Below are 18412 nucleotides of genomic sequence, written 5' to 3'. Positions count from 1 at the left end.
CAGAGGTTATTTTTTATAATAGCCTCCTGTTTTACGAGAGCCTCTATATTCTATTAGTCCTTTCTCTTTCAGCGATTTGATATAGCGTTCTGTTGTAGCAATACCTTTATTTATGTGCTTGGATATATCTTTTACTTTAGGTTGTGAATTTTTTTCCAAAAAAGATAGAATGAGAGTTTCAATCTCATTTATTCCCTCATTTATTCCCTCATTTATTCCCTCATTTATTCCCTCATTTATTCCCTCATTATAGGATCGTCTAATAATCGAGATGAACTGCAAGCCATCTAAATCATTGACAAATTTTAAATCGGGCTCTTCTTTGAGTGCACGTATAATACCTGAACCTAAGCCACGATAAGGCATTGTCTTTGCACAAAAATTAGCAATAAACGGATTACGAACAACTGCATTCCCAAACTTTATGTTCTCCACAGTCAGTCCATCGGGAAGGCATCCCGGGCTAATAATCTCTATACGATCATCAAAAATTAGTAGCCTCACTGGGGCATTCTTTGTATAATCACGATGCACAAGTGCATTTTGGAGTATTTCTTCTAATGCAATTTCTGAAACTTCGAGCTTACCAATTGAATTAAAACCCTGCCCAGCTTGGATATTACGCAGATTAGCTTTAAAGAAAGACATTCCTCTTTCAAAAAGTTCAGGCAAAGTACCTGAAATATCTTTGCTATCTCTATAATTAATTCCAGCCATATCAATACCCCAAAACGCAACAGCTTTTAGAACAAACGTTGGGCGGTATTGCTGAGGATATTTCCCAAAAAACAACAAGCCCGCCAAAGTCATTTTACCGTCTCTTATTATATTTAGATTTTGTAGCAATTCCAAATAAGGAATTCCAAATGTATCTATTTCACGTCCATATTCTTTTCGCACAAAATCATCCAATACGCTACTATTAATATCTTTATCTGATGTAAAAGGAATAGGTTGCTCGTCGGCGTACATCATACCCGAACATTGAAATAAACGAACTATTTCACTATTCTCCATCACCTTACGCTTGTCCGCCCCTTGCTTTGTCCAAATAACTCCACTCAAATCTTTATATGGTTTATTGTCTCCTTCGTCTATATGGGCAACAAGGATAGATCGATCTTCTATTATTACAGTTTCTGTTTGTATGTAAATTACTGGACGTAATAAGTTTGTGGCAACATTAGCCAACATTGAATTGATTTGTTGTATCTCTTGATAAGACAGTCCTACCACTTCGCCTGTTTTGTCTTTGATCCCAAACAAGATCATACCTCCACGTGCATTAGACATAGCAACCATTTCAGCAGCAATACTGTCCTGATTTGAGAAACGTTCTTTGAATTGTACTGTACTAGTTTCTCCACATCTTACAAGGAGTTGTAATTCTTTACTATTCATATTCTTATCTTGTTTGTGACAGACACACAAATGTAGAACAAAAAATGAGGAATAGAAAATATCAAAACTATAAGATTGCCGATTTCTGCTACGACAAAGAAAATAACCGCATTATCATGTGCATGAATGACGATATACAGTTCGGTTATCTGGATCTAAATAGTTACTACCAGATAAGCTAACCGATATCCTGACAACCCGACCTATTCCGATTTTGTGTTTTGGGCTGATAGTAACTTCCGTTATGGGGTAGGCTCGACAGGGGCTGTTACTGAAGAGGGATTTGAAACATCTATGATCAAAACCCCACGAATCGTTTTCACACCCGGCTCTGCCTTGCGTAAAGCCCGTAAGGAGACCGATTTCAAAAAAGCAGGAGTCGTAACAACAGAGAGCAAACCGGGAGGCGAGGATGACAGACCGGTGATCGAATAGGCTGTAAAATAGACAGAAAATCTCATAATAATTCAGATATTTCTTCATTGAAAAGTCCCGGGTTAGATCCTGGGACTTTTTTATTATGGATCTCAGATCGGGTCTTTTATTTAAATAACGAGACATGATACAAGCTATTGGATTTGCAAGAATAAAAAAGGACATAGTATCTGTACAGCAGAAAGGTAAAAATAAAAATCATTCCGGTTAATTTGTTTTTACACAAGAACTTCAATATTTTTGTTGAGAATCACATTTACTCTGGTTTGGAGGTAAAATTATTCTAATACATTTTCATGAGTTCGTTTTCAAATTTGCGTTCGATATATATCAAACGAATAAAACACATATATGTTCTTTTCGTTTGACAATTGAGTTTCTTTTGTTTAATAATTATGAAACGAAAATTTGTAAGGAGACTTTTTTCCCGCACCTTACCAATCAATAATACTACACTTCTTTATCCTCTATCCGTTCTATTCGTATTTCCATCTCATCCTTTCCCTTGATTTGGTATCCTTTAGCCCGTATAGTTTCAATACTCAAAACGGGGATAGCCTGGTTCAAATCTTTCCGCAAACGAAACACTAACTGTTCCACTGTTTTTTTATCGGCATCAACATCTCCATCCCCAAGAGTTTGATAGAGAGATTCATACGATTGAAAAAGGTCTTTTCCCTGCAACAAAGAATAAAACAACTCAAAGACTCTAGGAGCAAGTTGTATCGTTTGATCACCATACATCAAAGAACATAGTCTTTCGTCATACCGAACAACATTATCAATTGGTAGCAAAGGCAACTCCAATGATTCCTCCAACGATTCTACCTCAGGTTCTGCCACAAGTTCTGTCTCAGGTTCTGTTAGCAGTTCTACCTTTTGCCCAACAGGTTCAACAGGTAAAACCAGCTCTGTTTCCATGGGCTGTTCATTTTCAGAAACAAATTGATCCGGATATTTTGAAGACTTATTGTTCTGTCTTCTTTTTACTATCAATATTCCCAAAATCACAAGGGCTATAGACAACACAATATAATAAGATGTCCCCCACACCAAGTTTTCTATCCAACCACCCTTAACATATCCTTCCAAAAGAATAATATCCTGAATATCTACTTTGTATGTCAACTTCAAGTAATCATGTAAGACTTTCACATCCTCTTGGCCGTAAAATGTCTTTTTATCTGTATCATTATTATAAAGTGATACTGCCGTTTTATACTCCAGCCCATTCCCTCTCAACTTTAACTGAAAAAGACTATCCAACTTTTCCAGTTTTACAGGGTTCTTGAGTGACAAATACTGCTGATCAGCCAGAAAATCTCTTTCATCAGGAGTATAAGGTTTAATACTATCCTTTTTAAAATGCAAAGTCTGACCTTCAGTTATTATTTTAATATCAGGGGAAGCTGTCGGAACAAATATATATTTCGTCTTTACTTTGGCTTCTCTCATCCTGTTCGTGCGATCTTCCCATAAAGTCTGCTTCCAGATTTCAGTCACTTGGGTTCGCAAACTACAAGAATACCAATATCCTCCACTTATAAAGATAAGCCAAACCACAAAAATCCCCATTAACCCATATAATGAACCATTCTTCATTTTCACATTCTATTTGACTGCAAAAATAGAAAAGAACCGTTCAAAAAGAGATAAAACGAATAAATAAATGCCTTTATAAGCATAATATAGGAGATTTATAAGAGAATTATAGGAGTTCATCCGAAAAAGACTCTCTATTTTTGCATCAACAAACACGTAATACAAATATGGAGAAAAAACTAAAATTAGTAGGATTTGTAACTTGCCTGATCGCTGGTTGTTATTTTGGGTCCACCCCAAAAAACGATTTACCGTCTCTATTATTAGAAAATGTGGAAGCATTGGCTTACGGTGAACATGGAGATGGAGCCAAATGTTATGGCGATGGCTCTGTAGACTGTGACGGAGATTGGGTCGAAATGAGAATTGAAGGATTAAGCCTCGAATAAACAATGAAGCATCTCCTATATATATTAATAGGTATTAGCTGCCTGGGCGCCTGCACGAGCTCTCCGGATTCGCACTTCCCGAGATACTCAGACTTTACCGAAACCAAGGCGCTCAGTGCACAGGTTATCAACCTGGATACTATCCTGTTCCGTTATCCATTCCGGGTAACGGTCAGAGATAGTATTGCCGTTGTAATGGATCTGCATAATATAGATCATTATTTACATGCGTTTACCTATCCGGCGTGGAAACATATTGCTTCATTCGGCAGACGTGGAGAAGCCCCGGAGGAGATGCTATCAGCAGCGAACATTCAATTTAACTCCTTAGATTCTTTATGGGCTCTCGATCCCAATAAGATGGAGATTACCCGCTGGAAAATATCTCCTTCTACCGGTTCTGCGGAACGGGTAGAGGAGATTAAACTAGACAAAAAACTTGTCCGTTCTTTAGACTTTCGCACGATGGAATCGGGCTTTTTGATTCCTGACTATATGGGAGAGCATCGTTTTTGGGAAGTAAACAAGAATGGTAAAGCGACCAAAAGTAATGGTACAATCCCTAGTGAAATTGTCAATAAAGAGACATCACGCCCGGCATTGGCACAGGCATGGCGAAGTTTTATGGACTATAATCCCGACAATGGTGTCTTAGCTATGGCTACCCAGTTAGGAGAAACAATCGAAATTTATAACTTAAATGACAATACACATAAAGTCCTGTATGGTCCGGCAGGAGAACCTGAGTTTCAAACGGGTAAAGACGGTTCGGGTATACCTAGCGGAATTATGGGGTTTAGTGACATAAAAGTAACAAACAAACATATCTACGCTGTATTTCAGGGTATTAAATTCAAAGACAAGCTAGCCACCTATCAGCGTGGAGAACGGCCGGAAGACGGAGGAAGATTCATCTACGTTTTCGACCTGCAAGGGAACCCGGTTTGCAAATACACCCTTGATCATGCTATATACGGCATCGACATAAACGAAGAAACGAATACGATCGTCGCAACCGAAGTGAAAAGCGATGATCCAATTATAGAATTCAAAATTTAAAGAACAAGATGAAAACTTTAAATCTGATCATACTAGTATTATTACCGATCTTCTTCTCCTGTAAAAATGAACAGAAAGAAAAGGAAACACGGATTGTACAACTTGTCAACGAATGGCAAGGGAAACAAATTGTGTTTCCAGAAAGCATAACCTTCACACGTTATCTGACAGATACAACTGACTATCAGATTCCAAATTCGGAATATAAGGTATTGATATATGTAGACTCTATCGGCTGCACCAGCTGTAAACTACAACTACCTAAGTGGAAAGAACTGATTGAATATACAGATTCCGTAACACAAGGGAAAATTCCTTTCCTCTTTTTCTTCCACTCAAAGGATTACAAAGAAATACGTTATTTGCTGAAACGTGATGGCTTTGACCGCCCTGTGTGTATCGATATGGACGATCGGCTGAACAAACTGAACAAGTTCCCGGCTGATATGACTTTCCAAACTTTCTTGCTAGACAAAAATAATAAAGTAGCAGCTTTAGGAAATCCGGTACACAACACAGCCATAAAAGACCTCTATCTAAAACAAATAACCGGAAAAGAAAGTCAGACTAAAAATATGTTGAAAACAACTGCTGAAGCTATACAAACAGAGATAGACTTCGGCACATTCGACAAATCAGAAATAAAAGAGGCTACCTTCGAAATAAAAAACACCGGGGACAATCCTCTCGTAATAGTGGACGTAAGTACCACCTGCGGCTGTACAGCAGCCACCTATGATAAACGACCAGCAAAATCCGGAGAAACTCTCCGAGTAGGAATTAAGATGACACCGAAAGACACAGGATTTTTCGATGAAGTCGTAACGATCAAGTACAATAGTATTAACAACCAACCTATCAAGGGTAGGATAAAGGGGAATGTTCGGTGATCGAACAAAAGGGAGTTTGCTGCACGACCTCAAAATTGTACAAGCAAACTCCCAGGGACCCCGAAAAGGAGGTGTATGATGGTAATATAACCGACAGAACAAAATGGTACAGGTGCCATTCGGCTATCTAATCTGAAAAACAGTAGGCAAAGATAGAAAATAACCCGATCAAATAAAGTTTTAAAATAAACAATTAAACAGATACGAATATGAAAAAGTTATTTGGTATCATTGCTATAGCAGCTATCGCAGCAGCAGGCTGGAATTACGGCCTGAGTCAAAACGAGGTGGAACTGTCAGACTTGGCACTGGCTAATGTGGAAGCGTTGGCTAGATACGAAATCGAAGTAGGAGTACCTTGCATTATATCAACTGCAACGTGCTACGAAATTAATGATGATTTAGGTCATACTATTATACCTGGATACAAATAATAATTATCCTGATTAAATTATTATTACTTCAATTCCTAAGAGGAGTTACGAGAAACTCCTCTTAGGACTAATACAATATATATGAAAATCAATGATATTTTAATAGTCATCCTATTCTTTATGTTTCTTTTATCGTGTGAACATAAAGAAACTGATCCAAAAAATCATTTTAAACATGCATTTAATATAAAGGCTAAAAAACTCAATGTCAATACTTACAAATTAAATTCTTTTGGTAGGATGATTCCATTTGAAGATCATCAATGTATAATTAAAGAGAACTACTTAGGGCAATCTCTTTTAGATAAAATTTATTATACAAAAGATAGCCTTCAATCATTTGCACAACTAGGAGAAGGACCAGATGAGAGTATTATGCCACGTTTAATGCAGAAGAAAGATAAGTCAAGCATTAACATATTCGATTTGCAAAAAAAACAAATAGTAACAAAAGATTTATCAAAAAACATTTCAGATATAACAAAATTGAAATGTATGCCTCTTTCGATAATACAAACAAAATATGGATATATAGTTTCAGGTCTTTTGGATAAAAATGAAAATGATAATAATAGATATGCAATATTAAACAATGAAGGGGAATTTATAAAATCTTTTGGGGGCTTTCCTAAAGATGGAAATGAATCTGGAATTAAAAGTAAAACACTTGCTTATCAAGGTTGGATAGTTTATAATCCATTATTAGATAGGTTTGCATCAGTAACATCATCGGGAGCCATATTTGAATTATATCAAGTAAACGCAACTCCTAATCTTATAAAAAGTTATCACGATATATATCCTATATATATAAACGACAGTAGTCCTGGGATTAATAGCATTAAACACGGACAAGAAAATGTTATTGGTTATACAGATATATATGCAACCGACAAATACATCTATACTTTATATTCTGGAAAAAAATTAGCGCAACACAATAATGAAGGAATGATGGATGCTATGCTAAGTAATAATATTCTTATATACAATTGGAACGGAGAGTGTGTATGTAGACTATTTTCCGATAAAAAACTATTTAACATTTGTATAACAGATGATGATAAAGAATTAATTGCAATAGGATGGGAAAAAGATTTCTGCCTATATTCTTTCAACTTATCGAAAGTTCTCTGATTTCATTTAGCAAAAAAAGAAATTACATTTAAAAACAATAAACAATTTAACACCATGAGCAACAAACTCCAAGGCTGGTTAGCCCCTAACACACTGACAGAAGACACGAACGATCGTATTTTAGTTCTTAACTCCGCCGGCACAGTAGATAACGAACAACTCTACGAAGACATGCGCGAAGAAGATACCGGTTTGCGTCGGGAAACACTCGTTCACGTAGTAACTCTCTACGAACGCATCGTGGCACGTGCTTTGATGAACGGACACAATGTCAACACCGGATTGTTCTACGCCGTTCCCCGCTTCATCGGGCCGATCGAAGAAGGACAATGGAATCCGGCAAAAAACGACATCTATGTTTCATTCACTCAAAACCGCGTCCTGCGTGAAGAGATACGAAACACCAAAGTTGAAATCCTGGGCGAAAAAGCCGACGCTATTTATATCACCGGCGTTCAGGATTGCAGTAACAACGTAAAAGACGGACATATCACGCCGGGACGTAACTTCCGCATCACCGGTTCGCGCATCCGTATCGAGGGAACAGATGAAAATGTCGGCATCTCCTTCCGCAGCCTGACAGACGACGCGGTGACGAAAGTTACTCCCGACATGTTCGGCACAAACAATCCTTCGGAACTGATATTCATTGCTCCGACGGGCCTGGCTGACGGAGAATATGAAATGACGCTGACAACACAATACTCCGGGAATACTCAGCGTATCCTGAAAACGGCGCGCAGTGTCAGCCGTATTGTGTACGTTGGTACCAACAAGGGAGAAGAAGGGGAAGACGACCGTCCCGTAATTGAATAAAAGAGGCATTTTTGTTTACCAACCCAAACAAGGCCTGTTTAGGCACCGCAAACAGAGGTGTTTAGGGATGGCAAACAACGGTGTTTGAGGATCACAAACAGGAGAGGTAAGTTCAAAGAACAAAAGGGAGTCTGCCTATAGGTTGACAACTGTTACGGCAAACTCCCCGACTGCTCTCCTAAAAAGGAAAGGAGGTATATCAAAATCATTTAAGATCAACAACCAGAATGATATCGGTATCAACTGATACTTGTATCTTTCGAATATCTAAACTGAATAAGAGTAGGCAAAGGTAAAAAATAAACTAACTTATAATTCAATAAAAGAAAAAGAACATGAAGAAAAAAATCTTCGGGGTAGCTATTATCGCTGCTATGGCTGTTGCAGCAAGCTGGAGTTTCAGCCAAAGTCAAAATAATAAAAATAATATTAGCCTTATATCCACAGACATAGAGTCAATGGCTGCATGTGAAAGTATTGGCTGGTGGGATAATGATGGTAATTGTGTTAAGAATGATGCTGGGACCTATTTCTGCAAATCAGATTCTTGGCCAGCACTAACGGATTGTGAACAATAACATCCTGATTTTATGAAAAATAATGGAGAATCGAAATCTTTTAGGAATGATGGAGATTCTTCATTATTCTCACTATTAAACTAATTATATAAGAGGGAAATAGCATGAAAAAAGTTGCAATATTGTTACTATCTTTATTGTTCTTCAATTCTTGTGAAAAAAAAATTATTCAGGTAAAAAATGAAGGAACTGTTGCTGCTGATTCAACATTGTTTTGCCGACAGGACTCAACAATAAAAATACAGATAGGAGACCATTTAATACCTAAGCCATTAGTTTCACAATTTGTAGAAAACGAGAAAGGAAATATATTTTATGTTATACTGGATGAAAATACGTTACATTGGTTTGATGTAAAGACAAACGAATTATTACGAACAAACAAAATAAATAATTGTGGTAATCTGAATAATTATTCTGGATTCCTTTGCAAAGGAGACACCACTTTTGTGTATAATTATAAACAGAAAATGGTATATATGTTAGATCCTTCATTCAAAACAATCAAACATTGGAGTGTTATAAATGGAGAGAGTCATAAAAACACTTTCGATCCGGAAGCTTTAACAGATTCTCCCATTTTGTATTTCCAAGACAGAATCATATTGTCAGGAACCAAATTAGGACTATTTAAGAAAGACGAAAAAGAACATCCAGTCAGTTGTAATATCAACATATCGAATAACAAGATTATATATGGGATAAATTATCCCGATCAATATGTAGAGGGTGATTTCGGAGGAGTTTATTTTAACACAATCTATCACGCTTTGGGTGACGACAATAATTGCCTCTACAGTTTTCCTGCCGATCATTATGTTTATTCTTATTCAACGGATTTCTCCACATATCGGAAATTTTATATGGGAAGCCGTTATACTCCAACGATTAATTCATCTGATTGCAATTCTCTGGAATTGATGAAAGACAAAGATTTAAGAATAAAGTATTTCATCAGTCAACATTCTTATTCGAATCTGTTGTATGACCAATATAGAAAAGTTTATTATCGGATAGCCCAGCATCCTTTGACTGGATGGGAACGGGGAGCATTTCTTAAACCTTTTTCAATTATAGTCATGGATATCAATGGGAACTTGATTTCTGAAACTCCCATCCAAAAAAATTATAAGGAATTGAATTTACACAATATGCATGTAACTAAAGATGGATTATTGATACAAATGAATACTCTAGATGAAAATGTTATCGAATTTGCTATCTACAAATTATTATCCAATGAAAAATAAAATTTATTTGCTGTTATTATTATGCATTATTGTTATCTCTTGCAAAGAAAAAGACAAGACAACAAATGAGGTAACAAAGTTTTATCAAGAAAAAGGAATATCCTTTGATAAAGAATTGGAATATTGCATAATATTACCAGAAGTTGGCTGTATAGGATGTATTGCCTCAGGTGTAGGCTTCTTCTTAAACAACAAAGACTTTTTTTTGAAGACACAGAAAAAAAATTTTATTGTTTTTACGGCAGTAAACTCAAAAAAGCAATTGTTTCGCACATTAGAACTAACTTCTCTAGCGGATTTCAATTGTTATTTAGATTTGGAAAACAATTATTTAGTCGGTGGAAATAATTCAATATACCCCTTAGTACTGCATTTGAAGAATGGAAAAATCATAAAAGCAGAATATCAATCACCGTATTCAGAAAATATATTGGAACAATTAGAAAAAGATTTAACGAAATGAAAAATAAAATCACATATTTAGTATTCCTGCTTTGGGGAATGTTATGCGCATGTACCGATAGTAGTTTTATAAAGCAAGGGAATGTCCTCAACCTTGAAATGGCAATGCATACAGAAAAGCAGATTGTATTGAGCGACTTGTGTGATTCTTTAGAATGCATTCCTCTGGAAACCAATGATTCTTCATTGCTTGGAAACAGAGCTTATTTATCTTATGCGGATGAACAAAATTTATTTATAATGTCCAATAATGTATTATACCGTTTTAGCTCGAACGGAGATTTTCTGAACAAGATCGGTCGGCGCGGAAATGCTCCCGGTGAATATAATAGGGCATATTCTATTTCAGCGGACAAAGAGCGCAAATGTTTCTTGTATTATATAGGACAGAATAAAATACAGTTTTGGGGATATGACGGAGAATTCATGAAAGAGATTAAGCTACAAGATGATGGAGAATTGACGGCCGTCAATATTTTGGGGCAAGATCAAATAATAGCCGAAAGCAGAACCTATTCGGACAATGGGTTAAAGATAGATATAGATATTTTCAACCAAGAAGGAGAACTGTTGAAAAAAATTCCAATCTGTGAAGACGAACAAACGGTAAGTCGGAGCATGCATACGGTTCCCATTCTGTATCATGCGAGGGACACCATAAAATACAAAGATATTAATGGTGATATTCTATACTCATTCAGTAAAAATTCTTATGATCGCGAATGGGTTTTAAATTTAGGAGGTTATGCTCCTTCAAGGGAAGTTCTGGAAAATGTAGCTCAAAAAGAAGCTCTGATGAGAGATTTTGCGCAATTGGTCGATATAAAGGAAACGAAAAAACAATTCTATTTTCTGATTGTGCATGACAACACTCTCAGGGGGATTATTGCAAATAAAGAAACGGGACATTTGGAATACAATCAGGTTATAAATATTCCACAAATGGGTGGAGGTTTGAAAAATGACTATATAGACAAATCCTGTTTTTGGCCGTCATTCGTCAGCGATTCTGATGAGATGTATTGTTTGCTCCCTGTCGAAAAAATGACGACTAAAGGAAAGCAGGATGTGGAAAGGCACACATCCTCTACGGTCAACTTATTAGAAGAGTCGAACCCGATAGTACTCAAAGTGTATACCTCTCCTATTAGGTCGGCATCTGAATTGTAGGTATATTGTAACAAACAGCAAAAGAGCCATGAAACAGTCATTGCCGCTAAATATTATTCTTATCTTGACTTTTTTCTTGACAGCATGTACTTCTCCGAACGATAAACGCCTGGAGCAAGCTTTACAATTTGCCAGGGATAACCGTAATGAATTGGAAAAAGTACTGAAACATTATAAAAATGACACTTTAAAACTGAAGGCTGCCCAATTTCTTATAATGAATATGCCAGGTCATACAGGATACGATCCTGCCATCATTCCCGTTTTACAGCCTGTTTACAAAAAACATGTAGCCATATCTGAAAAATACGATTGGAAACGACCGGACGGCTGGCGAAAAGAGGTCAACGAACTGTGGAATGAAGAAAGGATGAAAATAGATTTATACAAATATTCAAACAAACAGGATATACAAACCATCAAAGCCGATAGGTTGATAAAAGAGATCGATCTGGTGTTCAAGGCATGGAAAGAAAATACTTATACAAAAGATGCTCCTTTTGATGAGTTCTGCAAGTATATCCTACCCTATCGCTTCAGTGACAAATTTTGTTTCGATAATAACCGGGAGTTTTTTTATAACCAACATCACGGAATATTCAATGATACATCGAAAGATTTCAAGGAGATTACAGATTCACTACACTTTATATATAGCGACATCATGAACAGTGTCGGCTATGCTGCCTCCATGCCGATATGCGATATTGCCAGTTATAAACTGATTAAAAGAGGGACATGCGATATCCAGACCCAATTCAATGCACACCTTATGTCTGCTTTGGGAATGGCTGTCACTATAGATTTTGTACCCACGTGGGGGAATCGGACAGAAGGCCACAGTTGGAATACACTAATCGTTGATGGGAAAGCATATCCTTTCGAACCATTTTGGGATAACGAAAGATGGAAGTATGACAAACTTTACAACAACAAATCATTTGATTTGAGAGCAGGGAAATTCAGACTTCCCAAAGTGTTCCGCAAATCGTTTGAATATTACCTGGACGGTCCTATGAGTGACAAGGGCGAAAATAACAACAACATTCCCGGATTATTTAAAAACCCTTGGATACGGGATGTCTCATCCGAATACTTTCAAACGTCCGACATTACGGTTGATATATCGGAAACCATTCCTGATAAAACCGGTTATTGTTATTTGTGTGTTTACAATGCACAAAATATGACTTGGAATCCTGTCCAATGGGGGAAAATAAATAAGAAAAAGGCGACATTTAAAGGAATGGGACGCGATATTGTTTATTTACCGGCTTTTTTCCGAAACGACGCTATTATACCCGCCGCCCCGGCATTCATTCTTGATAAAGACGGTAATTACAAACAGCTAAAACATAACCGGAATGAAAAAGAAAATATCACAGTCAATACAACGACTCCTTTAAGCACGCGATTCATAAAAACGCTTGCCGGAGCTCATTTGATCGGATGCAATAATTCAGGCAATGAAGAACGATTGGATACTTTATATACATTAACCGATTCAATAGATGTCAGCTACAATTATATCACGCCCCATACCTCAAAAAAATATCGGAAGATTCGTCTGGCTTTGCCACAAAATACCATTGCCATAAGTGAAATTACTTTCTATGAAAGACATGACAATCAATTAAAAGAAATACCCAATGTCAAAGTAACCGCAAACATAAAAAAAGATTCGATCAAAGAACTTCATAAAATCGTAGATGGCCTATTCGGAACCGGATTTTTGGGATCTTTCGATTGCAAAGACAAAAAAGACAGAGATATATTATTCGATTTAGGCAAAGAAATAGAAGTATCTGCCATATCGATCATTCCTAAGTCAGGAATACAGGTAAATAACAATGAAAACTTTACATTGTACTATTGGGACAATGAATGGAAACCGGAAAAAACCGGAAAAGGAGATCAGGAATGCATCACTTTCCACAATATCCCTTCCGATGCTTTATATCTCATAAAATCTACTAAACCAGTGGATTCTTATTATGCAGAAAGAATATTTACATATAAAAAAGGGAGGATATACTGGTGGTAATTATAGACTTACATAAAAAGAACTTAAAAAGACATTTACTAACATGGACTAATCGGGCTGTAGACGGTATGTTCTGGTTATGCCTGCTAGCTGTTGCTTGGTTTATGACACAAGTGTTTTTGTTAGCTTCCTTCAAAATCCCCAGCAACTCGATGGAAGCAGAATTGACTACCGGAGATAATGTATTGGTTTGGAAACCGGCAATCGGTCCACGTATTTTCAACCTGTTTGCTTCCATGCGAAATGAGCAAACAGAGATTTACAGAATCCCCGGCTTCAAAAAGATCAAACGAAATGATATTCTGGTTTTCAATTTTCCCCATCCAAATAACTGGGATAAAATTGAAATGCATATTCTCAAATATTATATCAAACGGTGTATCGGGTTACCTGGCGATACATTATCTATCCGAAACGGATCTTTTCATATTGAAGGTGTACAAATACCCCTTGGCAATATAGAGTCACAAAAAGAGATTGCTGTTACAGAGAAATTTCAGGACGGAGTATTTCACAGTTTTCCTTATGATAGTATCATCGGTTGGAATATCAAAGACTTTGGTCCTCTTTATATTCCGGGAAAAGGAGATTCCATCACATTGGATCGGACAAACTACCGGTTGTATAAAAAGCTGATCGAATGGGAACAGCAAGGAGAGCTTCAATATAAGGATTCAACAACCTTTCTTAAGGGGAACCCGATCAACGGGTATCGTTTCCGGAAAAACTATTACTTCATGGCGGGCGATAACGGAATGAACTCACAGGATTCGCGCTATTGGGGGGTATTGCCTGAAGAATATATTGTTGGGAAAGCCTGGATTATCTGGAAATCAGTTGATCCGTATACGAATAAGTTCAGATGGGATCGTTTTTTAAAAGTAATTCATTAAACCGAAAGCCATGAAAAGTCTATTTATTATAGGATTAAACATATTTATCAGCATCATTCTGGTGGCTTGCAATTCGTCGAATAGCAAACGTTTGGAACAAGCCCTCCTGTTTGCCGGAGAAAATCGGGGCGAACTGGAAAAGGTATTAACACATTATGAGAACAATCCGGAGAAACTGGAAGCGGCTCGTTTCCTGATTCGTAATATGCCGCGATGGTATGGATATGAGGGGTGGCAACTGGATTCTATCCAGCCGATATTAGCGCAAGGAGCTAAAGACGGGTTCTTTGCCGAAGAGGTTATACAAAAATGGAAAAAGGTTTCATTCCATTCTTTACCGAAAATATATGATGCACACGTTATTTCTGCCGATTATTTGATAGAGAATATCGATTTGTCTTTCGATGTCTGGAAACGGTATCCGTGGAACAAGCATCTGGGCTTCGATGATTTTTGCGAACTTATTCTTCCTTACCGAATTGGTAATGAACCGTTATCGTCATGGAGAAAATTATATCATGATCATTATTCGGCAATGCTCGATTCTGCTTATCAGGGAAATGATGTATTTGAAGCTTTTGAAATTATTAATGCTGACCTGAACCAGGCTAACTGCATCTGGAATACTGATTTCTCTTTACCACACCAAAGTGCAGACTTTCTTTTTTATCATCGGATAGGTTATTGCCGGGATGCCTCGGATATTACACTATATGCCATGCGATCATGCGGCATTCCGGTTACAGCTGACTTTTTCGTCTACTCACCGGAATACCAGCAAAGCCATGAATGGAATTGTTTACGTGACACAAGTGGGTTATTTATCCCATTCGGGATGAACGAACAGGTTGCCGACCGGGAAAGGAAGAATACGGATGGGAGGAAAAAAGGGAAAGTATATCGCTTTTGTTATGGTATGCAGGAGGAACGTTTCCCCGGAATTACAGCCAACCCCAAAGTACCCGGTTTGTTCAGAAATCGTTTTATAAAAGATGTCACAAAAGACTATTTCGAAAATGAAGTACACATTCATGTTCAAAATAAAAAAGAGCCTTACATCTATTTAGGCATCTTCAGTCTGGATGGATGGATTCCTATTGACATAGCACGAAACAAAAAAGGAGATGTGACATTCTTAAATATAGAGCCGGATATTATCTACCAACCGCTCGTCTCGGACGGAACCAATCATAGCCCCGCAGGATATCCGTTCATTTACACAGAGAAAGGCATACATTATCTGGAACCGGATACAGTTTCCCGGAAAAATGCCATATTGAAAAGAAAAATGTCGCTTGTCAGAAAAATCAAAGAAGGATTATATCTGAATATTATCGGAGCAAAAATTGAAGGAGCCAATCGATTGTCTTTCGCTAATGCGGAATTATTGTATCAATTTAATGACACGTTACCTACCAATTACAATGAATTGGAATCATACAATCCGGACAAAAAATATAGATACATACGTTATGTATCTCCTTTGGACAAACACATCGAGATTGCTGAGATATCCATGTATAGCGATACGGCATGTACGCAAGCTATACCTTTGAATATTGCGGATTTACCAAGTCCCATGCGTACACAGGAAAATTGTATCGATGGAAATATTCTTACCTATTTTTACTCCGATGACACAAATTGTTCGATCGTTTTTGACATGGGGAAAGCGACAACTGTAAAAAAAATACTTTTCTCTCCGCGCAATGATGATAATTATGTTTGGCCGGGAGACGAATACGAGCTTTTCTATCAGGATGGGATAAACGGTTGGAAATCGCTCGGAACGCAAACGGCTAGCGGGAGGGTACTGAATTATCTAGTTCCTGATAACGCATTGTTATGGTTACGCGATTGGACTAAAGGGCGAGAGGAACAGGTTTTTATTCACAAAGATGGAAAACAGTATTTTACAGTTGATTTATGAAATATAGACTATACATAAGTTACTCCCTACTCGCTATCAGCGGAATTCTCCTGCTGTGCACCGTTTTTGCCACGGACATCAGTTTGGTAAACGGATTGGTGATGGGGAAGGTTTACTGGTTTCATCTGGCGATGTTGCTGCTGGCAGCATGCTGTCTGGTGGCTACTGTTCTGATAAAGACGGAAAAAACATTTGTTCCTTCGGTGGCAGATGGGCTGGTATTAGCTTTAACAGCTATTGTTGCGCTTACTTACAACTGGCAACTGAATCCCGAACCGGAAAAAATGTTGTTTGGGGGACAATTAGTTATACTATGGTTCCTGTTACGGTTCATATTTACAGGATGGCCGCAGTCGAAGATTTTTTTCCTGGTAATGATTGCAGGAACCGGATTGATTGAAGCCGTGTCGGGGATGCGACAGTTACATGGATTTGAAGGTTCGAACCATTCGCTGTTCAGACTGACCGGGGATTTTTATAATCCGGGGCCTTATTCCGGGTATCTTGCGATGGTGTTACCCATTTGCCTATGGATGATCCTGCAATTTGATAATTATAAAAAAGCAGGATGGCGGCAAGTAAATATTTACCTGTACTATCTGGGATGGATCAGCCTGCTGGCAATAATTATTGTCCTTCCCGCAGGGATGAGCCGGGCGGCCTGGATCGCTGCGGTCGTGTCGTGCGGATGGGTTTATTGGGTACAACGTATCGGATGGGAAAAGACGAAACGGTTTATAAATGGACACCGAATCTTAACTACAGTATCATCTTTTGTGATACTGATCCTGGTAGCCGGTGCATTGGCAGGTATTTACATGCTGAAAAAAGAATCGGCCGATGGCCGGCTACTTTTATGGAAAATAACGACACAGGCTATAACGAAACAGCCCTGGACAGGAACCGGACTCGGCGGTTTCCCGGCGGCTTATGCCGAAGCACAAGCAGAATATTTTTCTTCCGGTAAGGCTTCGGAAACAGAAATGCTGGTGGCCGGATGTCCGGAATATGGATTTAATGAATTCTTACAAATAGGTTTGGAACAGGGGCTGGTGGGTTTAATGGTTTTTGTATTGTTGTTAAGTTATTCCTTGTTCCGGGGGGTGAAAAACAGGCAGATCGGGGCGGCCGGGGGGATATTGGCGTTGATGGTATTCAGCCTGGCGTCGTATCCGTTGCAGCTGCCGGAGTTCTGGGTGGTGTTGGTGGTATTGATGGGAGTGATTTGTACATCTGTTGCCAGTGACACACCCCCTACCCCCTCTCGAAAGGGGAGGAAGATACTTTCGGTCGCTATGATCGGATGTTTAACCTTCTGTTGCGGATGGATTTTCTGGCAGCAGAAAGGATATTATCAAGGGTATAAAAAGTGGAATACGATGAAGATGTTGTACAATAACAAGGCTTATGAAGCGGCTTGCGACGGGTATGAAGAATTGGTGCCGTTGCTAGGGCATAAGCCGGAACTGCTGTTCGAGACGGCACAGTGCTTGAGCAAGGCGGAGCGCTTTACTGATGCGAATGTGTTGCTGGAACGGGCGATGAAGTTAAGCGGAGATCCCATGATACATTATATGGCGGCAAAAAATGAGCAGGCACAGGGAAATTTCCCGGAGGCCGAACGATTATTGCTGCACGCAATCGATATGTTACCGGAACGGATCTATCCGTATTATCTGTTAACAAAACTCTATGCGGAACCGACTTTCTTTCAGGAAGATAAGTTTATCAAAGCTACCGATGCCGTACTGACGAAAGAACCGAAAGTGGAAAGTACAGCTATCCGGGAAATGAGAACAGAAGTTAAAAGCATGCTCAACAACATACGACAAAATCGTAATTAATATATTTATGAACAAATTACGAGAACATCGTAACAATAAATTTGTATATTTGCGAATATTGAAAACAGAATCACAGTT

The 18412-nt window shown here is 38.1% G+C and carries 18 protein-coding genes; 16 read left to right on the top strand and 2 right to left on the bottom strand.

What is annotated here, in order from left to right; all coding sequences use genetic code 11:
• Nucleotides 1-6: 6 nt before the first annotated feature.
• Entirely contained in the window at nucleotides 7-1401 is a 1395-nt protein-coding gene (locus HMPREF1536_RS11565; protein WP_028728110.1) for an RNA-binding domain-containing protein, read from the bottom strand.
• Between the two features lie 44 nt (nucleotides 1402-1445).
• On the opposite strand from HMPREF1536_RS11565, the gene HMPREF1536_RS27865 reads away from it, so the two are divergent.
• Both HMPREF1536_RS27865 and HMPREF1536_RS27650 read left to right on the top strand, forming a co-directional pair.
• Nucleotides 1446-1583 carry a hypothetical protein gene (locus tag HMPREF1536_RS27865; RefSeq protein ID WP_157395719.1) on the top strand — a complete coding sequence of 46 codons (138 nt, stop codon included), beginning with the start codon at nucleotides 1446-1448 and terminating at the stop codon, nucleotides 1581-1583.
• Between the two features lie 34 nt (nucleotides 1584-1617).
• Nucleotides 1618-1836, top strand: coding sequence for an HU family DNA-binding protein (locus tag HMPREF1536_RS27650; RefSeq protein WP_150115619.1), 219 nt, complete (start codon nucleotides 1618-1620; stop codon nucleotides 1834-1836).
• 450 nt (nucleotides 1837-2286) lie between these two features.
• Here HMPREF1536_RS27650 and HMPREF1536_RS11555 read toward each other — a convergent pair whose 3' ends face one another.
• Nucleotides 2287-3438 (bottom strand): helix-turn-helix domain-containing protein, encoded by a 1152-nt coding sequence (locus HMPREF1536_RS11555; protein ID WP_028728109.1) that lies wholly within the window; start codon nucleotides 3436-3438, stop codon nucleotides 2287-2289.
• Between the two features lie 167 nt (nucleotides 3439-3605).
• On the opposite strand from HMPREF1536_RS11555, the gene HMPREF1536_RS11550 reads away from it, so the two are divergent.
• The 14 genes from HMPREF1536_RS11550 (at nucleotide 3606) to HMPREF1536_RS11485 (ending at nucleotide 18334) form a co-directional block, all read left to right on the top strand.
• Nucleotides 3606-3827 (top strand): NVEALA domain-containing protein, encoded by a 222-nt coding sequence (locus tag HMPREF1536_RS11550; RefSeq protein ID WP_028728108.1) that lies wholly within the window; start codon nucleotides 3606-3608, stop codon nucleotides 3825-3827.
• Between the two features lie 3 nt (nucleotides 3828-3830).
• Nucleotides 3831-4886 carry a BF3164 family lipoprotein gene (locus HMPREF1536_RS11545; protein WP_028728107.1) on the top strand — a complete coding sequence of 352 codons (1056 nt, stop codon included), beginning with the start codon at nucleotides 3831-3833 and terminating at the stop codon, nucleotides 4884-4886.
• Nucleotides 4887-4894: 8 nt separating this feature from the next.
• Nucleotides 4895-5776, top strand: a complete 882-nt coding sequence (locus tag HMPREF1536_RS11540) for a DUF1573 domain-containing protein (RefSeq protein ID WP_028728106.1) — start codon at nucleotides 4895-4897, stop codon at nucleotides 5774-5776.
• Between the two features lie 209 nt (nucleotides 5777-5985).
• Complete coding sequence (locus HMPREF1536_RS11535; RefSeq protein WP_028728105.1) at nucleotides 5986-6210, top strand: NVEALA domain-containing protein; 225 nt, start codon at nucleotides 5986-5988, stop codon at nucleotides 6208-6210.
• 81 nt (nucleotides 6211-6291) lie between these two features.
• The gene (locus HMPREF1536_RS11530; protein ID WP_028728104.1) at nucleotides 6292-7347 is read left to right on the top strand and encodes a BF3164 family lipoprotein; all 1056 of its coding nucleotides are present in this window, start codon (nucleotides 6292-6294) and stop codon (nucleotides 7345-7347) included.
• Nucleotides 7348-7401: 54 nt separating this feature from the next.
• Nucleotides 7402-8163 carry a DNA-binding domain-containing protein gene (locus HMPREF1536_RS11525; protein WP_028728103.1) on the top strand — a complete coding sequence of 254 codons (762 nt, stop codon included), beginning with the start codon at nucleotides 7402-7404 and terminating at the stop codon, nucleotides 8161-8163.
• Nucleotides 8164-8498: 335 nt separating this feature from the next.
• On the top strand, nucleotides 8499-8741 hold the full coding sequence (locus HMPREF1536_RS11520; RefSeq protein ID WP_044192354.1) for an NVEALA domain-containing protein: 243 nt from the start codon (nucleotides 8499-8501) through the stop codon (nucleotides 8739-8741).
• Between the two features lie 104 nt (nucleotides 8742-8845).
• A complete protein-coding gene (locus tag HMPREF1536_RS11515; protein WP_028728102.1) occupies nucleotides 8846-9991 on the top strand; it encodes a DUF4221 family protein in 1146 nt (381 codons plus the stop codon).
• On the top strand, nucleotides 9981-10454 hold the full coding sequence (locus tag HMPREF1536_RS11510) for a hypothetical protein (protein ID WP_028728101.1): 474 nt from the start codon (nucleotides 9981-9983) through the stop codon (nucleotides 10452-10454). Before HMPREF1536_RS11515 ends, HMPREF1536_RS11510 begins: the two co-directional genes overlap by 11 nt.
• The gene (locus tag HMPREF1536_RS11505; protein ID WP_028728100.1) at nucleotides 10451-11623 is read left to right on the top strand and encodes a 6-bladed beta-propeller; all 1173 of its coding nucleotides are present in this window, start codon (nucleotides 10451-10453) and stop codon (nucleotides 11621-11623) included. Before HMPREF1536_RS11510 ends, HMPREF1536_RS11505 begins: the two co-directional genes overlap by 4 nt.
• A gap of 28 nt (nucleotides 11624-11651) precedes the next feature.
• A complete protein-coding gene (locus HMPREF1536_RS11500; RefSeq protein ID WP_028728099.1) occupies nucleotides 11652-13667 on the top strand; it encodes a hypothetical protein in 2016 nt (671 codons plus the stop codon).
• Between the two features lie 68 nt (nucleotides 13668-13735).
• Nucleotides 13736-14560: a signal peptidase I gene (gene lepB / locus HMPREF1536_RS11495; protein WP_044192352.1), complete on the top strand. Its 825-nt coding sequence runs from the start codon at nucleotides 13736-13738 to the stop codon at nucleotides 14558-14560.
• A gap of 10 nt (nucleotides 14561-14570) precedes the next feature.
• On the top strand, nucleotides 14571-16490 hold the full coding sequence (locus HMPREF1536_RS11490; RefSeq protein ID WP_028728097.1) for a discoidin domain-containing protein: 1920 nt from the start codon (nucleotides 14571-14573) through the stop codon (nucleotides 16488-16490).
• The gene (locus tag HMPREF1536_RS11485) at nucleotides 16487-18334 is read left to right on the top strand and encodes an O-antigen ligase family protein (protein ID WP_028728096.1); all 1848 of its coding nucleotides are present in this window, start codon (nucleotides 16487-16489) and stop codon (nucleotides 18332-18334) included. Before HMPREF1536_RS11490 ends, HMPREF1536_RS11485 begins: the two co-directional genes overlap by 4 nt.
• Nucleotides 18335-18412: the final 78 nt, after the last annotated feature.

It is taken from the genome of Parabacteroides gordonii MS-1 = DSM 23371 (assembly GCF_000969825.1).
Classification (GTDB): Bacteria; Bacteroidota; Bacteroidia; order Bacteroidales; family Tannerellaceae; genus Parabacteroides; species Parabacteroides gordonii.
The sequence above is the reverse complement of the archived record's forward strand: the minus strand, read 5'-3'. Positions and strand labels throughout refer to the sequence as shown.

Coding starts and splice junctions, on each gene's coding strand:
- HMPREF1536_RS11550 (WP_028728108.1), top strand. CDS start 3,606: ATGGAGAAAAAACTAAAATTAGTAGGATTTGTAACTTGCCTGATCGCT.
- HMPREF1536_RS11520 (WP_044192354.1), top strand. CDS start 8,499: ATGAAGAAAAAAATCTTCGGGGTAGCTATTATCGCTGCTATGGCTGTT.
- HMPREF1536_RS11530 (WP_028728104.1), top strand. CDS start 6,292: ATGAAAATCAATGATATTTTAATAGTCATCCTATTCTTTATGTTTCTT.
- lepB (WP_044192352.1), top strand. CDS start 13,736: ATGTTCTGGTTATGCCTGCTAGCTGTTGCTTGGTTTATGACACAAGTG.
- HMPREF1536_RS11535 (WP_028728105.1), top strand. CDS start 5,986: ATGAAAAAGTTATTTGGTATCATTGCTATAGCAGCTATCGCAGCAGCA.
- HMPREF1536_RS27865 (WP_157395719.1), top strand. CDS start 1,446: ATGAGGAATAGAAAATATCAAAACTATAAGATTGCCGATTTCTGCTAC.
- HMPREF1536_RS11500 (WP_028728099.1), top strand. CDS start 11,652: ATGAAACAGTCATTGCCGCTAAATATTATTCTTATCTTGACTTTTTTC.
- HMPREF1536_RS11485 (WP_028728096.1), top strand. CDS start 16,487: ATGAAATATAGACTATACATAAGTTACTCCCTACTCGCTATCAGCGGA.
- HMPREF1536_RS11505 (WP_028728100.1), top strand. CDS start 10,451: ATGAAAAATAAAATCACATATTTAGTATTCCTGCTTTGGGGAATGTTA.
- HMPREF1536_RS11555 (WP_028728109.1), bottom strand. CDS start 3,438: ATGAAGAATGGTTCATTATATGGGTTAATGGGGATTTTTGTGGTTTGG.
- HMPREF1536_RS11515 (WP_028728102.1), top strand. CDS start 8,846: ATGAAAAAAGTTGCAATATTGTTACTATCTTTATTGTTCTTCAATTCT.
- HMPREF1536_RS11540 (WP_028728106.1), top strand. CDS start 4,895: ATGAAAACTTTAAATCTGATCATACTAGTATTATTACCGATCTTCTTC.
- HMPREF1536_RS11490 (WP_028728097.1), top strand. CDS start 14,571: ATGAAAAGTCTATTTATTATAGGATTAAACATATTTATCAGCATCATT.
- HMPREF1536_RS11565 (WP_028728110.1), bottom strand. CDS start 1,401: ATGAATAGTAAAGAATTACAACTCCTTGTAAGATGTGGAGAAACTAGT.
- HMPREF1536_RS11545 (WP_028728107.1), top strand. CDS start 3,831: ATGAAGCATCTCCTATATATATTAATAGGTATTAGCTGCCTGGGCGCC.
- HMPREF1536_RS11525 (WP_028728103.1), top strand. CDS start 7,402: ATGAGCAACAAACTCCAAGGCTGGTTAGCCCCTAACACACTGACAGAA.
- HMPREF1536_RS11510 (WP_028728101.1), top strand. CDS start 9,981: ATGAAAAATAAAATTTATTTGCTGTTATTATTATGCATTATTGTTATC.